The sequence below is a fragment of the Geoalkalibacter ferrihydriticus DSM 17813 genome (assembly GCF_000820505.1).
In the GTDB taxonomy this organism is placed as follows: Bacteria; Desulfobacterota; Desulfuromonadia; order Desulfuromonadales; family Geoalkalibacteraceae; genus Geoalkalibacter; species Geoalkalibacter ferrihydriticus.
On record NZ_JWJD01000003.1, the window covers coordinates 116880 to 133008 of the forward strand.

Annotated in this window: 16 protein-coding genes and 3 tRNA genes; all 19 read left to right on the top strand. The window is 59.5% G+C overall.

What is annotated here, in order from left to right; genetic code table 11:
* Positions 1-18: 18 nt before the first annotated feature.
* The 19 genes from GFER_RS09525 to GFER_RS17715 all read left to right on the top strand — a co-directional run bounded on the left by GFER_RS09525 (position 19) and on the right by GFER_RS17715 (position 16097).
* Positions 19-291: an HU family DNA-binding protein gene (locus GFER_RS09525; protein ID WP_040098954.1), complete on the top strand. Its 273-nt coding sequence runs from the start codon at positions 19-21 to the stop codon at positions 289-291.
* Between the two features lie 116 nt (positions 292-407).
* A tRNA-Asp gene (locus GFER_RS09530) sits at positions 408-484 on the top strand.
* A 26-nt stretch (positions 485-510) separates the two neighbouring features.
* A tRNA-Val gene (locus tag GFER_RS09535) sits at positions 511-586 on the top strand.
* Between the two features lie 9 nt (positions 587-595).
* A tRNA-Asp gene (locus tag GFER_RS09540) sits at positions 596-672 on the top strand.
* A gap of 208 nt (positions 673-880) precedes the next feature.
* Positions 881-1993: an SMP-30/gluconolactonase/LRE family protein gene (locus GFER_RS17705; protein WP_052446252.1), complete on the top strand. Its 1113-nt coding sequence runs from the start codon at positions 881-883 to the stop codon at positions 1991-1993.
* Positions 1994-2111: 118 nt separating this feature from the next.
* On the top strand, positions 2112-2933 hold the full coding sequence (locus GFER_RS17710; protein WP_139172051.1) for a hypothetical protein: 822 nt from the start codon (positions 2112-2114) through the stop codon (positions 2931-2933).
* An 8-nt stretch (positions 2934-2941) separates the two neighbouring features.
* The gene (locus tag GFER_RS09555; RefSeq protein WP_052446254.1) at positions 2942-4054 is read left to right on the top strand and encodes a cytochrome c3 family protein; all 1113 of its coding nucleotides are present in this window, start codon (positions 2942-2944) and stop codon (positions 4052-4054) included.
* A gap of 118 nt (positions 4055-4172) precedes the next feature.
* Positions 4173-5381: a type II secretion system F family protein gene (locus GFER_RS09560; RefSeq protein WP_040098963.1), complete on the top strand. Its 1209-nt coding sequence runs from the start codon at positions 4173-4175 to the stop codon at positions 5379-5381.
* Positions 5382-5435: 54 nt separating this feature from the next.
* Positions 5436-7115 carry a GspE/PulE family protein gene (locus GFER_RS09565; RefSeq protein ID WP_052446304.1) on the top strand — a complete coding sequence of 560 codons (1680 nt, stop codon included), beginning with the start codon at positions 5436-5438 and terminating at the stop codon, positions 7113-7115.
* A 4-nt stretch (positions 7116-7119) separates the two neighbouring features.
* Positions 7120-8046 carry a type IV pilus biogenesis protein PilM gene (gene pilM, locus GFER_RS09570; protein ID WP_040098968.1) on the top strand — a complete coding sequence of 309 codons (927 nt, stop codon included), beginning with the start codon at positions 7120-7122 and terminating at the stop codon, positions 8044-8046.
* Positions 8043-8603: a PilN domain-containing protein gene (locus GFER_RS09575; protein ID WP_040098970.1), complete on the top strand. Its 561-nt coding sequence runs from the start codon at positions 8043-8045 to the stop codon at positions 8601-8603. The genes pilM and GFER_RS09575 overlap by 4 nt, the downstream gene beginning before the upstream one ends.
* Position 8604: 1 nt before the next feature.
* Entirely contained in the window at positions 8605-9174 is a 570-nt protein-coding gene (gene pilO / locus GFER_RS09580; protein ID WP_040098972.1) for a type 4a pilus biogenesis protein PilO, read from the top strand.
* Positions 9171-9833, top strand: a complete 663-nt coding sequence (locus GFER_RS18915; RefSeq protein ID WP_052446255.1) for a hypothetical protein — start codon at positions 9171-9173, stop codon at positions 9831-9833. Before pilO ends, GFER_RS18915 begins: the two co-directional genes overlap by 4 nt.
* Positions 9834-9912: 79 nt before the next feature.
* A complete protein-coding gene (locus GFER_RS09590; protein ID WP_052446256.1) occupies positions 9913-12471 on the top strand; it encodes a cohesin domain-containing protein in 2559 nt (852 codons plus the stop codon).
* Positions 12472-12485: 14 nt separating this feature from the next.
* Positions 12486-12968, top strand: coding sequence for a type IV pilin protein (locus tag GFER_RS09595; RefSeq protein ID WP_279615529.1), 483 nt, complete (start codon positions 12486-12488; stop codon positions 12966-12968).
* Positions 12969-12975: 7 nt separating this feature from the next.
* Complete coding sequence (locus GFER_RS09600; protein WP_040098976.1) at positions 12976-13392, top strand: type IV pilin protein; 417 nt, start codon at positions 12976-12978, stop codon at positions 13390-13392.
* Position 13393: 1 nt separating this feature from the next.
* Entirely contained in the window at positions 13394-14059 is a 666-nt protein-coding gene (gene ftsE, locus GFER_RS09605; protein ID WP_040098979.1) for a cell division ATP-binding protein FtsE, read from the top strand.
* Positions 14052-14948, top strand: a complete 897-nt coding sequence (ftsX, locus tag GFER_RS09610; protein WP_040098981.1) for a permease-like cell division protein FtsX — start codon at positions 14052-14054, stop codon at positions 14946-14948. The genes ftsE and ftsX overlap by 8 nt, the downstream gene beginning before the upstream one ends.
* A gap of 6 nt (positions 14949-14954) precedes the next feature.
* Complete coding sequence (locus GFER_RS17715; protein WP_082048005.1) at positions 14955-16097, top strand: murein hydrolase activator EnvC family protein; 1143 nt, start codon at positions 14955-14957, stop codon at positions 16095-16097.
* Positions 16098-16129: the final 32 nt, after the last annotated feature.

Sequence of the window (16129 nt, forward strand, 5' to 3'; positions counted from 1 at the left end):
ATGCATGGAGGTATTATTGTGACTAAAGCGGATCTCGTCAATGCGATGGCGGAAAAGTCAGGTTTGACCAAGGCGGAAGCCGAGCGCGCTCTCAAGGCTTTTACCGATGCCGTCGAAGACGCTCTGAAAGCCGGTGAAAAAGTGGCCCTGGTTGGTTTCGGCACTTTTGCCGTCGGTGAGCGTGCTGCTCGAACCGGTCAGAACCCCCAGACTGGTAAAAAGATCGAAATTGCTGCTGCCAAGGTGCCCAAGTTCAAGGCCGGTAAAGCACTGAAGGATGCGGTTAACTAGGTTTGGAGCTCTCCGATGTTCCTCCGACGTGGGGAATGCGGTTATGCTGAATGCGGCGAGTACACGCCTTTATTTCTTTCGAAGGCTCGCCGGGATGTGTTTTTGATGTTGGATACGGGGCTGTAGTAGAGTCGGTTACAACGCCGGCCTGTCACGCCGGAGGTCGCGGGTTCGAGTCCCGTCAGCCCCGCCACTAAAATAAAGCATTTCCAAAAATCAGGGCGAATAGCTCAGCTGGGAGAGCATCGGTCTTACAAACCGAGGGTCACAGGTTCGAGCCCTGTTTCGCCCACCATTTAATTCAGGGGCTGTAGTAGAGTCGGTTACAACGCCGGCCTGTCACGCCGGAGGTCGCGGGTTCGAGTCCCGTCAGCCCCGCCATTTATCAACAATAAGGCGATTTCCCCCCAGGGAGATCGCCTTATTGCTTTTCTGGCCCTTGACCTTCCTTGTAAGAATGTGATAATTAAAAAGAACTTGTAAAAATTCAGCTTCAACGTCAGGTCGCGCTGCGGGGTGTTGTGGCTGAGTGCTGGGGTGAATTTCTGCACCGCAGGTGAGTTTTTATCGGCAATGGTGCTTCGACCGCTTGGCTGTTGAACGCTATCAACTTTTCTTTGAGGGCAATTCCGTGGTGCCACGTTGGTTTTTCGCCGTGCTGGGGTGGGTGGGTTTGTTGCTGATTTTGCCGACACTCGGCTGCGGTCCGGTGTCGCACACGACCCAGTCCTGGACCCTGCCCGCCGCCACGGGCCCGCGGTGGCCCGCGCCACCCGCGCAGGAACGCATTCGCTTTCTGACCGCTGTTTCCGGCGCGGCCGATCTGGCCGGCGATCCGGGGCCTACGCAGCGGGCTTTCCGTTTTATTGCCGGCGAGACGAAGAATCAGATACCCCTGGTTAGCCCCTTTGCCGTGGCCGCCGATGGCAAGGGAGGCGTTTGGGTTTCTGACACGGGTGCGGCGGTGGTTCATTTTTTTGACTTGCTCGCGCGCCGGGCGAATCATTTTAGCCGTGTCGGTGAATTGGCGTTGGCGTCGCCTAGCGGCATTGCCTTCGACGGCCAGCGCAATCGTCTTTACCTTGCCGATGCGCAACTGGGGCGGGTGTTTCTGCTGGATCGCCAGGGACGTTCACAGGGCGAACTCAGGGCGCCCCAGGGCTTTGGTCGTCCGGGAGGACTGGCTCTGGACGCCGTTGGTAATGTCTATGTGACGGATGTGCTCAATGGCGTTGTGCAAATCTTTTCCCCCGAGGGGGTGCATATCCGTGCTCTTGGTAGCGCGCATGGCAGTGCCCGTCGTTTCAGCCGGCCGGTCGCGGTTGCGGTGAGTCGACAGGGGCATGTCGCGGTATTGGATGCCATGAATTTCCGCGTCGAAATGTTCACGCCTGACTGGCGCCCGCAAGCTTTGATTGGAGGGCTCGGCGATGGTCCCGGACGTTTTGCCCGGCCGCGGGGACTGGCCTTTGATTCACATGGGCATTTGTATGTCGCCGATGCGGCATTTGACAACATTCAGGTTTTTGACCTATCCGGTGAGCTGCTGCTGCATTTCGGCGGGCCGGGGAGTGAGCCGGGCCGATTTTGTCTGCCCGCCGGACTTGCAGTCGACGCCGAGGACCGTATATACGCTGTTGACTCCTGCAATTTCCGCATCCAAATCTTTGCTTATGTCGGCCCCGGGGATGAAGCTCGGTGAGATTTTTAGGGAAGGCTTGTTTTTTGCAGTGTTCTCTTTTTCAAGATTCCTGTTTGCGACCGGAGCATGGGGTTTCGGTACGCGGCATATTCTGCGCACTTGGGATGGACTTGGCGTCATGACACGAATCCTGTTCGGCGGCGGAGCCCTACTGATGCTTCTGGTGATGTCTGCCGCTACTGTGGCTCAGGCCGCCGCCGTCGACCCCAAAAGCCTGGGCTATCAAGGCGGTGCCAATTCCCATCCGCATAATCTTTCAAGCCTCAACACGAACGCCGACGGTATTCATGCGCCGCCGGGCGGCGAGGATCAGATCTGCAAGTTCTGCCATACCCCCCACGGGGCTTCCAGCAAGGGTCCCTTGTGGAATCGTCCCGACCCTGTGGGCCCCAGCGGTGACGGCAGTTTTCCCCTCTATGGGCAGAATTCAGGGCGTCTCGGCGAAATCGAGATCAATGAAATTCCCGCCGCCAAATACGGTGGAGAGGATTATCCTAACGGTTCCACGCGGCTGTGCCTGTCCTGCCACGATGGGGTAACCGCCATCGGCGAAGTTCTCAACGGTCCGCCGCTGGCTAGCCTCAGCATGTCGGAGCGCGGAACCATCGATCTTGATACCTCTCATCCGGTGTCTTTTGTTTACAATGAGGAGGTGTTGGCGGCGATCATGACCGTACCCAAGAAAGCCGACCAGTATACCTTGCCCGATCCGGCCCTGGGGATGCTCGATCGGCAGAATCGCATGCAGTGCACCACCTGTCATGATCCCCATTTTCACACTAAGGCGGGCTCGTACACCCTGCCCATGTGGCGCAATTACAGCACCTTTGAGAACGTTGATTACGAGGGGACCTGTTCCGCCTGCCATGTGGGAGGATCGAGCAGTTCCGGGCTGTTTCGCACGCCGGGTATCGGCGACAACCACTTTACTGCGCCATGAGTAAACTCTTGGGAATTTCCAGCCTCTTTTTTGCAGTCCTCGCAGGTGCGCTTCTTGTGCTGGCCGCCGGAGCGGATGCCGCACCCAACCGCGGCAGTCGCTTGAGTGGTGTGCATGGTGAAGAGGGGCTGCTGCCCAAATCCTGCCGCGCCTGCCACCGCGGCATGTCCATGGCCATTCGCGGCGAGGAAGAGGTTTGTCTCACCTGTCATGGCAGCGAAGTTGACCGGCAGCAGATGATAGCGGCTGATTTCCTGCGCGCCGGCGGCATTCGAGGGCGCATGGCCGATATCGGCGCTGAATTGCGCAAGACCTATAACCACCCGGTGTTGACCGTGCGCGGGGTGCATCGCAGTAGCGAAACCCTGCCTGAAACAAATCCCTCCGCACCGCGTCATTCAGAGTGCGTCGATTGTCACGCTCCCCACGACCTGACCCGCGAGGAGCCGTTTCGCGGCATCCCCGGCAAGCGGGTCGGCAGCTTTACCACCGATGTGACCCACGAGTATGAGTTGTGCTATCGCTGTCACGCTGAAAGTGCCAACCGCCCGGCGCGCTCGAGCAACAAACATGCGCTGTTTCGCACCACCAATCCTTCCTTCCATCCAGTGGAAGGCGAGGGCGCCAACGCTTATGTGATCAGCCTGCGCGAGCCCTATAAGGCACGCAAAACCCGTCCCGGCGAAATTTCCACCATCAGTTGTTCCAGTTGCCACGGCAGCGACGATCCGCAAGGGCCGCGCGGGCCCCACGGCAGCCGTTTCCGCGGCCTGCTGAAGCGCAATTACGAAATGGAGACCGGCCGCCCCGAATCCGATTACGCCTATGCTCTGTGTTACGGCTGCCACAGTCGCGGCAGCATCCTCGGCAACGAGAGCTTTCCCTACCATGCCCAGCATATCCAGGGTCGACCCGGAGTGCGCGATTCCGGCACGTCCTGCTATACTTGCCACGATTCCCATGGCAGCACCCGTTATCCGCATCTGATCCGTTTCAATGAGGATGTGGTGCGTCCCAACGCCTCCGGGCAACTGCGCTTCGATTCTCGCGGCGTTGCCTCGCGCCATGGCAGCTGCCTGCTTAACTGCCACGGCGTGGAGCATGCTCCGAAGTCCTATTGAGAGCGATTTGTTGAGAGTTCTCGGCCCGTTCACGCGTATGTCGCGGGTTCTGGCGCGGGCACTCGCCGGGCAGGATTTCGGTTTTCCTTTATCACGGTCTGTGGTACTTTTACGGACTATGCCTACCTTCAAATGTAAAATCGGCATGAGCGACGGACGGGTGGTCGAGAAGGAGTTCGAATCACCCAGCCGTCAGCTGCTTGCGGAAAGTCTGCAAGAGCAGGGATTTCACGTTTTTTCCCTGCGCAAAATTCCGTTCCAGTCCCTGCGACAGGCCGGCGCCATGGGTCCGCGCTTTTCCGGGCAACGTTTTCTTTCCTTTAACCAGGAGTTTCTGGTTTTGTTGCGCTCGGGCCTGCCGATCTTGCAAGTCCTTGACACGCTCATGGAAAAAATGGAAGTCGGCGCCGTGCTGGCGGTCTTGCGTGAAGTGCGCGAGGACATCAAGGGGGGCGGGTCTCTGTCGGACGCTTTTGAGAAATTTCCGCGCTACTTTCCCTACCTCTATGTGGCTTCCATCCGTGCCGGTGAGCGCACCGGCGACCTGCCGGTGACCCTGGCGCGCTATCTGGACTATCAGCGCCGCATGGAGGCGATCAAGGCGCGGATCCGCAGTGCCTCCTTTTACCCGGTCTTTCTCTCGGTGGTGGTAACGGCTGTGGTGTTGCTGCTGATGGTCTATGTGGTGCCGCGCTTCACGCAGATTTATGCCGACGCCCAGGTTGACTTGCCTCTTCTTACCCGGGTGGTAATCGCCCTGGCCGAGGGCCTTGGGCGCTACCTGCCCCTGGTTGTTTTGGCATCAATTGTGGCGTTTGTGGCTGGTCGAATTTTCGTGCGCTCGGAGCAGGGCGGCTATTTGCTGGATCGCCTCAAGCTGCGTGTGCCGTTTTTCGGGGCTTTGTTGGCCGATTATTCTATTTCGAGTTTTTGTCGCACTCTGAGCACGACCATTGCCGGGGGCATTCCGGCGGTGGAGGCCATGCGCATGTCGCGGGCGACCCTTAACAATCGCGTGCTTGAAGAGCGTCTGCTGGCCGCTACCCGCCGCGTTGAGGAGGGTATGGCCATTTCCGAGAGCTTTGAAAAAGCTGCGTTTTTCCCCAACATCGCGCTGCGCATGATCGGCGTCGGTGAAAGTACCGGGGCTCTGGCCGAAATGCTCAACGAGGTGGCCGATTACTATGAACAGCAGGTCGGAGTGCGCCTCGATCGACTTACCACGCTGATCGAGCCGGTGATGATGCTGGTCATGGGGCTGCTTATCGGTGGTATCGTGGTGGCGATGTATTTCCCTATTTTTCAACTGGCCGGCACGGTCCAATAGCAAGGTTCTCACGTGAAGTTCGAGCGAAAAAAAATCGGCGAGATCCTGGTGGAGATGGGAGCCTTGGCCCCCGCCCAGACGGAACTGATTCTGCAAAGAATGCAGACTTCGGGAAAAACCTTCGGCGAGACCGGAATGGAGGAAGGTTTATTCACCGACGAAACTCTCGCACAAGCACTGGCTCGCCAGTTTCATCTCGAATATATCGATCTTGTCGGTTTTACCCCCGATCCCGAGTTGCAGGCAACGCTGCCCCCGGGACTTGCCAATCGTTACCAGGTTCTGCCCCTGGAGCGGCGCGACGAGGGGCTGGTGGTCGCCATCAGCAACCCGACCGATGTCGGCACTCTCGATAGTCTCGAACTGATTCTCAATACCGGCCTGATCCTCAAGGTGGCCTCGCGCACCCGCATCAAACGGTTGCTTGAGCGCAACGCCGGCAGCCAGCGGGTGCTTCAGGAGGCTTCGGAAGATTTCAAGCTGCAACTGGTCAAGGAAACGGACAAGGGCGAAGAGGTGCTCTCTCTGGAGAAGCTCACCGCCGATACCAGCCCCATCATCCGCCTTATCGACTCGACTCTCTACGATGCCCTCAATCGGCGTGCCAGCGACATTCACATCGAATCCAATCTCGACGGGGTGGTCATCAAATTTCGCGTCGACGGCGTGCTTTACCAGGCGACCGAGCCCCTTGACGGGCGTTTTCAAAGTCCCATCATCTCACGTCTCAAAGTCATGAGTGAGCTCGACATCTCCGAGCGGCGCATCCCCCAGGACGGCCGTTTCAAAGTGCGGGTCGGTGGACGCTCCATAGATTTTCGCGTGTCCATCATGCCTAGCATTTTTGGCGAAGACGCGGTTATCCGGATTCTCGACAAGGAAACCATTGCCGCCGATTTCAAGGGGCTGACCCTGGAGATCCTGGGTGTTTCCGAGCGCGAAATCCAACGTTTCCGGCGTAAGATTCGCGAACCCTACGGGATGGTTCTGGTCACCGGACCCACCGGCAGCGGCAAGACCACCACTCTGTATGCCGCGCTGACTGAAATCAACACCCAGGAAGATAAAATCATCACCATTGAAGACCCTGTTGAATATCAACTCAAGGGCGTGGTACAGATTCCCGTCAACGAAAAAAAAGGACTGACCTTCGCTCGCGGGTTGCGCTCCATCCTGCGCCACGATCCCGACAAGATCATGGTCGGCGAAATACGCGACCCGGAAACCGCCCAGATTGCCGTGCAATCGGCGCTTACCGGCCATCTGGTGTTCACCACGGTGCATGCCAACAACGTCTTCGATGTGCTCGGGCGGTTTCTGCACATGGGCATCGACCCCTATAATTTCGTCAGCTGCCTCAACGTGGTCCTCGCGCAGCGTTTGGTGCGCAAAATCTGCCCTCACTGTCGTAAGGCGGTGGCTGCCGATCGCGAAGCCATCGAAGAGGCGGGGCTTGAATGGGAGAAATACAAGGGCGTGACATTTTACGAAGGCGAAGGCTGTAAGGAGTGCCGCGGCATGGGATTTCTCGGGCGCAGCGCCATTGTCGAGATGCTGGAACTCAACGACGAGCTGCGCGATTTGATTTTGAGCAAGGCGCCTGTGTCGCAACTCAAGCGCGCCGCAGCAAGCTTTGGTACGGTTTTTCTGCGCGAAGGAGCGGTGGAGAAGGTGCTTGAAGGCACCACCACCCTCAAGGAGATCAACCGCGTGACCTTTGTGGAAAGGAACTGAGTTCGTGTTGCGTCGCTGCTATCTCGGACTCAGCATCAATGCCGCGCGATTGCAGGCCGTAGCTCTGCGTCGGCAGGGTAAGGGGGTGCAGTTGCAAGGGGCGCGTGCCTTTGACCTCAAGCCTGGTGCCCTGGTCCCCTCCCTGCGCGAGGCCAATCTGAAGGATCCCGGCGCCCTGACAGAGGCCCTGGGAGAGGTGCTCGCGCCTCTTGCGGGACGTGAGGATCGTCTCGCAGTGTCTCTGCCCGATCAGGCCGGACGCGTGATGCTGGTGGAGATGGAAACGCCCTTTAAGACCAAGCAGGAGGGCCTTGAGATTCTGCGCTGGCAGCTCAAGAAGAGCCTGCCAAGCGAACTCAACGACATCTGCCTCGATTTTCAGGTGCTCAGCCGCAGCGAAACGGGTCGCCGGCGGGTGGTGGCTTCGCTGATGGAGCGCGCCGTTCTTGACCAGTATCAGGACGTGGTGGAGCGGGCTGGCTACCATGCGGTGCTGGTTGATTTTCACGCCTTCAATCTTTACAACTACTATCGCACCCGGGTCGATATGGGTGAGGATTTTGTTTTTATCGGTATCGAGGGCAAGGTGCTCAACGTGGAAATTTTTCAGGGCCGGAGCCTGGTGTTTCATCGCGTGCGCGACATTGCTGAAAATGCCGAGCAGGTGTTTCAGGAACTGAACCGGACGCTGGTCGGATTCCAGGGCGGATTGCAGGCGCTGCGTCGTTCCGCGGCCTATCTGCACACCGACTGGGAGACACGCGAGGTGCTGCGTGACGTTTTGACCTCGCTATTTGAAAAAGAGCCGCAATTGCTCTCTCCCCACCTCGAGCGGTTGCTGCCCGCGGCAGCGGATAAGTCGAAACTGCCCGAGGCGAGCATCGTGGATGCCGTTGGCGCCGGTGAGCGTCTGTTGTGGGGGACGGCATGAAGCTCAATCTTAATCTCGCCGACCGCGTCTACATCAACCGGCGCGCCCTGCATGGCGCCTATGTTGCCATCGGTGCTCTGCTCCTGGTGTTGTTGGTGGTCAATCTGCTGTTTTTCTCGCGCACCCGCGACGAGATCGTCGAGCTTGAGCAGCGCTTGAGCGAATTGCGTGAACGTGCCGGGGCGCGCGATGATGAGGGCGTGATTGACATCAGTCCGGCGGCGCAGCGGCAACTGCTCAGCGATATCGCCTTTGCCAACAGCATTCTCGAAAAAGACAGTTTCCGCTGGACGCAATTGCTTGATCGCCTTGAAGGATTGGTGCCCGACGGGGTTTCCATCCGCAGCATTTTGCCCGATCACCGCACCCGCTCACTCAACCTGACCGCCGTGGCACGCGGACTTGATGAAATGACGGCGTTTCTTGACAGGCTCCTGGAGTCGGATCAACTGCGTGACGTTTATCTGTTGCGCCAGGAACAGACCACCGTGACGGATTTCGCCGGGCGCGAGCGACAAGCTCTGCTTTTTTCCCTGACGTTGCGGGAGGCTTTCTGAGATGAAGGCAGCTGTTGTGCTCACCGCCCTGTGGCGGCAGAATCGGGTGGCGCCTGTCGTGCTCGCTCTGCTGCTGATGGCCAATATCGCCCTTTATCTGCTTGCCGCCCAGGCGCTTGCCCCTCGTGCCGGACAACTTCAGCAGCAACTTCTGCGACAGCAGGCCCAGTTGCGCGAACAGGAACAGCGCGGAGTAGACCAGGTTTCGCCTCGCGCCATCCACCGCCAGGGGCAACAGGATCTGGCCGCGTTTTTTGCCGCCATTCCTCCGCGCGAAGACTTGAGCCGACTGGTGGGCGAAATTTTTAATCTGGCGAACGAGGCGGGCCTCGCCATCGAGCGTATCACCTATGACCCGCAACGACTCAGGGAGGCTCCGCTGCTCGCCTACACCCTGGTTTTTTCGGTGAACGGCAGTTACGAGCAATTAAAGCGGTTCGTGTTTTCCCTGGAACACTCGCCGCGCATTATTGCTCTGGATGAGATTTCTTTTTCTGCCGGTGATGCCGCCCGGCGCACGACCACGCTTAACCTTCGTTTCACGACCTATTTTCAGGCGGACGACGCATGACGAGGCCCAAAAAAATTCTTGCAGTCTGCCTCGTTCTGCTGGTGCTGGCGGCAGGCTATGCCTGGTGGCAGACCCCGCGCCAACAGCAGCTCGGCGAAACGGCGACGACGGTACGCACGCCGGCCGTATCGCGCCGGGCAGCGACTCCCGCACCACCTCCCGTGACGGATGACGCGCGGTTGCGCCTGGAACTTCTCGAAACTGCCGCGGAAGAATTTCCCGGATTCCAGCGCGATCTCTTTGGGCCGCTCTTTGCAGCTCCTCCGGGGCCCCCGCCCGCGCCGCCCGCACCCCCCGTGCCGGCACCGCCGCCGCAACCCGCCGAGGCACCTGCGCCGCCGGAGCCCGTGGCGGTTGCGCCGCAGGTGCGCTTCAAGGTGCTGGGCTTTGTCGAGGTTGGCAAGGAGCGAACGGTATTTCTCGACCGGGACGGCGATGTTTATCTGGCGCGCGAGGGGCAAAGTTTCGGCCGGGATTTTCTGGTCACTGAGCTCAGCCGCGAGCGGCTGGTCATCGAGCAGCAGGGCCGGGCGCATCCCATCATCCTGCCTCTGGAAGAACCGTCCGGGGTCAGTGTTCTCGGCGCGCCGGGGGCTCCCGCCACGCAGCCCGGTGCTCCGCGCCGCCTGATACCGCCGCCGCGGCCGACCGGGCGCTAGTGTTCCGATTGAGGCGCGCTCTTGCGCGGCATGGATTTTTCTCGTTCAGCTTTCAACCTCAGGTAAGAGTGATGCCCTTATGACTATGTTGATATCCCCGATCTTTTGCAGGCCCCTGGCCCTCGCCCTGGTCGCCCTGATGCTGTTGAGCGGCTGTGCGGCAGGCCTCCCCGCCACCGCGCAAACCAGTGGAGATGAGCTGATGGCGCGCGGTCAGTACGACTTGGCCGTTGCGGAATATATTAAAGTCCTGGAGGCTGATCCGCTTAGTCAGCGCGCACGGCTCAAGTTGCAGGAAGCGAGTCTGCTTGCCGGTCGGGAGCACCATCGCCGTGGCCGCGAGCTGGCCGCGCAGGGACGCCTGACCGATGCCATCAATGAAATGCAAATGGCTTTAGCCTTTGATCCGTCTCTCGACATCGCGCGCCAGGATCTCGAAGGGGCGCGCCGCCAGATGCGTGCCGAGCGGTTGGTCGAGGATGCCGAGGAATTTTTTCGCGAGCGTAAATTCGTTCATGCCAAGCGGGTGCTCAATCGTGCCCTGGAACTTGCCCCCGAAAACCGGCGCGCCCGTGATCTTCTTGAGCGCGTGGAGCGCGCTCATATCACGGTCCTCGACGGGCACGAACTCGAAATCGTGTCGGACAAGCCCATTACTCTCAAATTTCAGGATGCCAACTTGCAGGATGTCTTCAATGTCCTGTCGCAGCTCTCGGGCATCAATTTTCTTTTTGACGAGGATATTCGCGGCGAGCGGGTCAGCGTCTATCTTGAAAATGCGACCTTCGCCCAGGCACTTGAGCTGCTGTTGAAGATGAAAGGACTCAATCGCAAAGTCCTCAATCCCAAAACGATCCTGCTCTATGGCAAGGGGCGGGACAAAGAGAAGCAATACGAAGATCAGATCATCCAGACTTTCTACCTGTCCAACATCGATGCCAAAAAAGCCGTCAACCTGCTGCGCACCATGCTGCAGTTGCGCCGCATCTTCGTTCACGAGGAGCTCAATGCGCTGGTCATCCGCGACTTGCCCGAGGTCATTCGTCTTTCCCAGCAGATTCTCGAGGCCGCCGATCGCGCCGACTCGGAGGTGATCTTCGATGTCGAGCTGATCGAGGTCAGCTACGGCGACGAGTCGCGTCTCGGCACCGAGCTCAGCGCCTATTCCCTAAGCCTGGGGCTGGGCCGCGACGGGCGCATCGTCTCCGACGGCCTGAGTCCTGGCGGCAATACCGACAACCTGGTGCGTAGCCTGTCGAGTCTCGACAGCTTCTACACGCTACCCTCAGCCACGTTCGATTTCGCCAAGACCCTGCAGGACACTGAAGTTCTGGCCAGTCCCAAGATCCGCGTAAAAAATCGCGAACGGGCCAAAGTGCATATCGGTAGCCGCGAGCCGGTGATCACCGTTACCCTTACCGGCGATACGCAGCGCTCGGACAACGTGCAGTACGTCGATGTCGGCGTTAAGCTCAACGTCGAGCCTATTATCCAGCTTGACCATACCGTGATTACCAACCTGAACCTCGAGGTGAGCAGTATCACCGACCGGCGCACCCTCCCGAGCGGCACTTCGGTCTTCACCATCACCACCACCAATGCCGAGAGCGTCCTGACTCTGCGCGACGGCGAACGCACGGTGATCGGCGGGCTGATCCGCGACGACAAGAGCAGTACCACGCGCAGCGTCCCCTTGCTCGGCGACCTGCCTTTGCTCGGCGCTCTTTTTACACATAGCCAGGATCGGGTGCAAAAGCGCGAAATTCTGCTGTCCATTACCCCGTACATCGTCAAGAGCCTGGAAATGCCCTTGCCCGAGGTGACAACCATCTGGTCGGGGGGCGAGGATGATTTTCGCACCGGCCCCAATTTCGGCTCTTTCATGCCCGATTTTGCTCCCGAACTTGAAAAGGCGAATCCGTCGTCCGTGCCACGCCTGGTTGAGCCGCGCCCCGTGCCCTTGCCGGTGCCCGAAGCGCGCAGGGAAACACCTTTGGAGATTCCTGAACCCGTTGCGCCGCCGGCGCCCGAGGTCGCTCCTCCTGTCCCGCGGATAACGCCGCCGCCGACCATGCCTGCACCCAGGCCGGCCGCTCCGGCCCCTGCGCCTGCGGTTGTGCCGCCTGCGCCTGCGGTTGTGCCGCCTGCGCCTCCGGCGGCAACTCAGGTTGCACCTCGCGAGCTTGAAGAAACCGCGGCCGCCCTCAGAGCCCTGCCCGGCGCGCCGCAATTCGGCCAGATTTTCCTGGCCGGTCCCGAGCAGGTTGCGCCGGGCGAGAGCTTCACCTTGACGGTAACCGTCTCCGAGGTGGAAAATCTCTACAGTGCACCTCTGTATCTGAGTTTCGATCCCGAGCAGCTCGAATTCGTTCGCGCGAGCGAAGGGGCTTTTCTTCGCCAGGGCCAGCGGCCGACCATTTTTACCACCAGTGTCGTGCGGCCGGGTACGGTCATCGTCGGGTACAAGCAGGGCACCAGCGATTCAGGCGCCTCGGGCGGCGGTGATCTTTTTACCGTTGAGTTTCGCGCCCGCGCCCGCGGAACGGCGCAGATCGAAATCGATCGGATCAATTTCCGCGACCCGGCGGGTGAGCGGATCCCGGTCGTTGCGACACCCAAGCGGTTGGAGGTTCGCTAAGACAGGTGATGGATATGCGGCAACGCTTGCAAGGACGGACCGGGCTTACCTTCATGGAACTGGTGCTGGCCATGGCGATTCTCTCGGTCCTGGCGGCTGTTACCATGCCCTTGTCCGAAATCGCAGTGAAGCGCGGTAAGGAAATGGAGTTGCGCCGGGCCCTGCGCGAAATTCGCAGCGCCATCGATGAATATAATGCCGACTGGAATCGGGCGGTGCGTGAGCAGCGCCATATCCCCGCCATCGATGAAACCGGTTATCCGGAAAGTCTCGAAGATCTGGTGAGCGGCATTGATTGGGGCGGGCTCTACCCTTTTGAGCGCAAGTATCTGCGGCGCATTCCCCGTGACCCCTTCGACCGCTGGGATGACGGCTGGGGCCTGCGCGCCTACGGCGATCCCCATGATTCTACCGTTTACGGCGGCGAGGATGTTTACGACGTTTATTCCCAAAGCGACGGGATCGCCCTCGACGGCACTCCCTACAATACCTGGTAAGGAAGCGATGCTCAAAAGATTTTGGTGTCACAGCAAGGGACGCTCACGCGGCTTCACCCTGATCGAGTTGATCATCGTTATGACCATCCTCGGTATCCTGGCGACCATCGCCGTGCCCAGCTATCAGCGCAGCGTCATCAAGGCCCGAGAAACCGCCCTGGCTGAAAATCTCTACCAGATGCGCCAGGCCATCGATGCTCACTTCGCGGATAATGCCAGGTATCCCGAAAGTCTCGACGATCTTATCCAGAAGCGCTACCTGCGCACCATACCTGTCGATCCCTTCACGCGCAGCGCCGACACCTGGGAGACGGTGGCGCCCGAACCCCTGGACACTGGAGAATTCGCCGAAGGCTGGGTATTCGATGTGTTCAGCGGCAGTGATCTGGTCGGACTTAACGGTATCCCCTATCGTGAGTGGTAGCATGATTCAGCTCTACAACGTGTGTAAGTCCTACATGAAAGACTCCGCCGCTCTGGATCAGATCAATCTTAAGATCGGCAAGGGCGAATTTGTCTATCTAACGGGTTCGTCCGGGGCCGGAAAATCAACCCTGCTCAAGCTGCTCTACGGTGGTGAGCGCCCCAACCGCGGGCAAATCCTTATCGATGGCCGCAATCTGACGCGCATGGGCGCACGCCAGTTACCCTTGATTCGACGTCGTTTGGGTATCGTATTTCAGGACTTCAAGTTGATTTCCACGCGCACGGTGTTTGAGAATGTCGCCTTTGCCCTCGAGGTGCAGGGGCGCAAGCGTTTTGAAATCAGCAAAAAGGTTTATGCCGCTCTCAAGAACGTGGGGCTTGAACACAAGCTCAACCGCCGGCCTCTTGAACTCTCCGGCGGCGAGCAGCAGCGCGTGGCGGTGGCCCGGGCGCTGGTGGTTGACCCCATTGTGCTGCTCGCCGACGAGCCCACCGGCAACCTCGATCCCGAAACCACCCTGGAACTGATGGAACTTTTCAAAAGCGCCAGCGCGCGTGGATCGACGGTGGTCATGGCGACCCATGACCGTGAGTTGATCCGGCGCTTTCCGCGCCGGGTGGTGACCTTGGATAACGGCCGCGTGGTGGATGACAGCCATGTTTGATCACCTGTTTTTTTTCCTTCGCCGGGCGCTGCGCAATATGCGCCAAAGCCCTTTTCTGTGCGTTGCCGCGGTGGCGACCCTGACCCTGTCGCTGACCATTGTCGCCTTTTTTGCCATCATCGTCTTCAATGTTGAAAAACTCACCGCCCGCTGGAGCGAGGAAGTTCAGGTGGTGGCGTATCTCGATGCCCCGCCCTCGGTTCAGGTGCTGGCCGCGCGGGCCGGGGAAATCAGCCAAATGCCAGGAGTGGCCGGGGTTGAAGTGGTGAGCCGCGAGCAGGCTTTTGAACGCTTTCGCAGCCGGTTGGGACAGCACGGAGATCTGCTTGACGGCGTTGATCCGCAGATCCTCCCCGCCTCATTGGAAATCGCCCTGGCGCCTGACTATCGCACCCCCCAAGGGGTGGAGGCGGTCGTCGCCGCCCTCAACGAACGTGGTGACCTCGGTGAGTTGCGCTACGCCCAGGACTGGCTGCAGCGCTTTGAGGCTTTTCTTGGGCTGCTGCGGGTGATGGGGCTGGTGGTTGGCGTCTTTTTGTTTTTCGCCACCCTTTTTATTGTCTCCAATACCATCCGCCTGACACTTTTTGCCCGTCGCGAGGAACTTGAAGTCATGGCTCTGGTGGGGGCGACGCCCATGTTCATCAAGTTACCGTTTGTTATCGAAGGCGCCTTGCAGGGATTGTGCGGTGGGGTGCTGGCGCTCGGCGGGGTTTATCTGGCCCATCTGCTGTTCTTGCGCGAAGGTCTGGGCACCCTGTTGTTTGCCGTCGGCGGGGCCGAGGTATTGTTTCTGCCCCCTGCTCATCTTGGCGCCCTTTTGGTTTTAGGCCTTTTCCTCGGAGTGTTCGGCAGCCTCGGCGCGTTGCGCAAGTTCGTGCGAATCTAAAAAAATATGCAACGTCTTAAACGAATACTTCTGTTGCTGTTTGTCAGCCTGCTGCCGCCTGTCATGGCGGCCTCGCAAAGTCTGGATGACAGCCGCAAAACCCTCGAACAGATTCAGGGCCGCATTCAGAGCACCACCCGCGCCCTGGAAGAAAAACAGGCCGGCGCGCGCTCTCTCGCCGCGGACGTCAAGGCGATGGAAGCCGATTTGGCGCGACTTAATCGCCAGATCAACGATCTCGAGCGTCGTGACCGCGAACTGCAGGAGCAGATTAAGGTTCAGGAGCGCGAATCCGCCGCCGCCCGGGGGCGGGTCGAGGAAGTGCGCTTGCAGGTCGAGCGCCGTCTTGTGGCTTTGTATAAGGAGGGCGAAAGCGGCCCCATGAGCATCCTTTTCGGCAGTCGTACTCCCGCGCGCATGGCCGAGGAATATGACTACATGGCCAGAGTGCTGAGCCACGACCGCGAATTGTTGGAGGATTTTCGCTTACGCGTGGCCCAGGCCGAAGCCGCGCGGCGCAAGTTGGAAACCATGCAGGCCGAGCAGCGCGCGGTGCTTGCCGGCGTAACGGATAGCCGTGTCGCCGCACAACAGGCCGCGGCTCTCAAGGGGCGCTTGCTGAGCCGTGTGAAACAGGAAGAAAAAGCACTTTCTCACCAGTTGGGCGAGCTGCGAGACCAAGCCGCGGAGTTGGCGCAACTGGTCAAAAAACTTGAATCCGAACAGGCCCGAAGGTATACTGGCGACGGTGTTTTCGCCAATTTGAAAGGGCGTTTGCCCTGGCCGCTCAAAGGTCCGGTGGTCCTTGGTTTCGGCCCACAGATCCATCCTGAACTTGGCACTCAGTTTGACAGCCAGGGTATCCATATCGGGGTGAGCGACGTCCGCCCGGTTCATGCCGTTGCCGACGGCCGGGTGGTTTTCGCCAACTGGTTCAAGGGGTATGGCAATCTGTTGATCCTCGACCACGGCGACAGCTATTACACTCTCTATGCACAAAACGCCCGACTGCTCAAGGGCGTCGGCGATGCGGTAAAGCGCGGTGAAGCGGTGGGCTATTCCGGCTTGCCGGGCACCAACGGCATCTATTTCGAGTTACGCCAGGGCGGTACACCGCAAAATCCCAGTTCCTGGCTTGGCCCGCCCTGAGCAGGTTGCCCGCTTCCATTGCTTGAAAAAGG

What these genes read in the sequence shown, in the direction of transcription:
- GFER_RS17710 (WP_139172051.1), top strand. Translation starts at nt 2,112, where the DNA reads ATGACACGAATCCTGTTCGGCGGCGGAGCCCTACTGATGCTTCTGGTG.
- GFER_RS09560 (WP_040098963.1), top strand. Translation starts at nt 4,173, where the DNA reads ATGCCTACCTTCAAATGTAAAATCGGCATGAGCGACGGACGGGTGGTC.
- GFER_RS09565 (WP_052446304.1), top strand. Translation starts at nt 5,436, where the DNA reads ATGGGAGCCTTGGCCCCCGCCCAGACGGAACTGATTCTGCAAAGAATG.
- GFER_RS09575 (WP_040098970.1), top strand. Translation starts at nt 8,043, where the DNA reads ATGAAGCTCAATCTTAATCTCGCCGACCGCGTCTACATCAACCGGCGC.
- pilO (WP_040098972.1), top strand. Translation starts at nt 8,605, where the DNA reads ATGAAGGCAGCTGTTGTGCTCACCGCCCTGTGGCGGCAGAATCGGGTG.
- GFER_RS18915 (WP_052446255.1), top strand. Translation starts at nt 9,171, where the DNA reads ATGACGAGGCCCAAAAAAATTCTTGCAGTCTGCCTCGTTCTGCTGGTG.
- GFER_RS09590 (WP_052446256.1), top strand. Translation starts at nt 9,913, where the DNA reads ATGACTATGTTGATATCCCCGATCTTTTGCAGGCCCCTGGCCCTCGCC.
- GFER_RS09595 (WP_279615529.1), top strand. Translation starts at nt 12,486, where the DNA reads ATGCGGCAACGCTTGCAAGGACGGACCGGGCTTACCTTCATGGAACTG.
- GFER_RS09600 (WP_040098976.1), top strand. Translation starts at nt 12,976, where the DNA reads ATGCTCAAAAGATTTTGGTGTCACAGCAAGGGACGCTCACGCGGCTTC.
- ftsE (WP_040098979.1), top strand. Translation starts at nt 13,394, where the DNA reads ATGATTCAGCTCTACAACGTGTGTAAGTCCTACATGAAAGACTCCGCC.
- ftsX (WP_040098981.1), top strand. Translation starts at nt 14,052, where the DNA reads ATGTTTGATCACCTGTTTTTTTTCCTTCGCCGGGCGCTGCGCAATATG.
- GFER_RS17715 (WP_082048005.1), top strand. Translation starts at nt 14,955, where the DNA reads ATGCAACGTCTTAAACGAATACTTCTGTTGCTGTTTGTCAGCCTGCTG.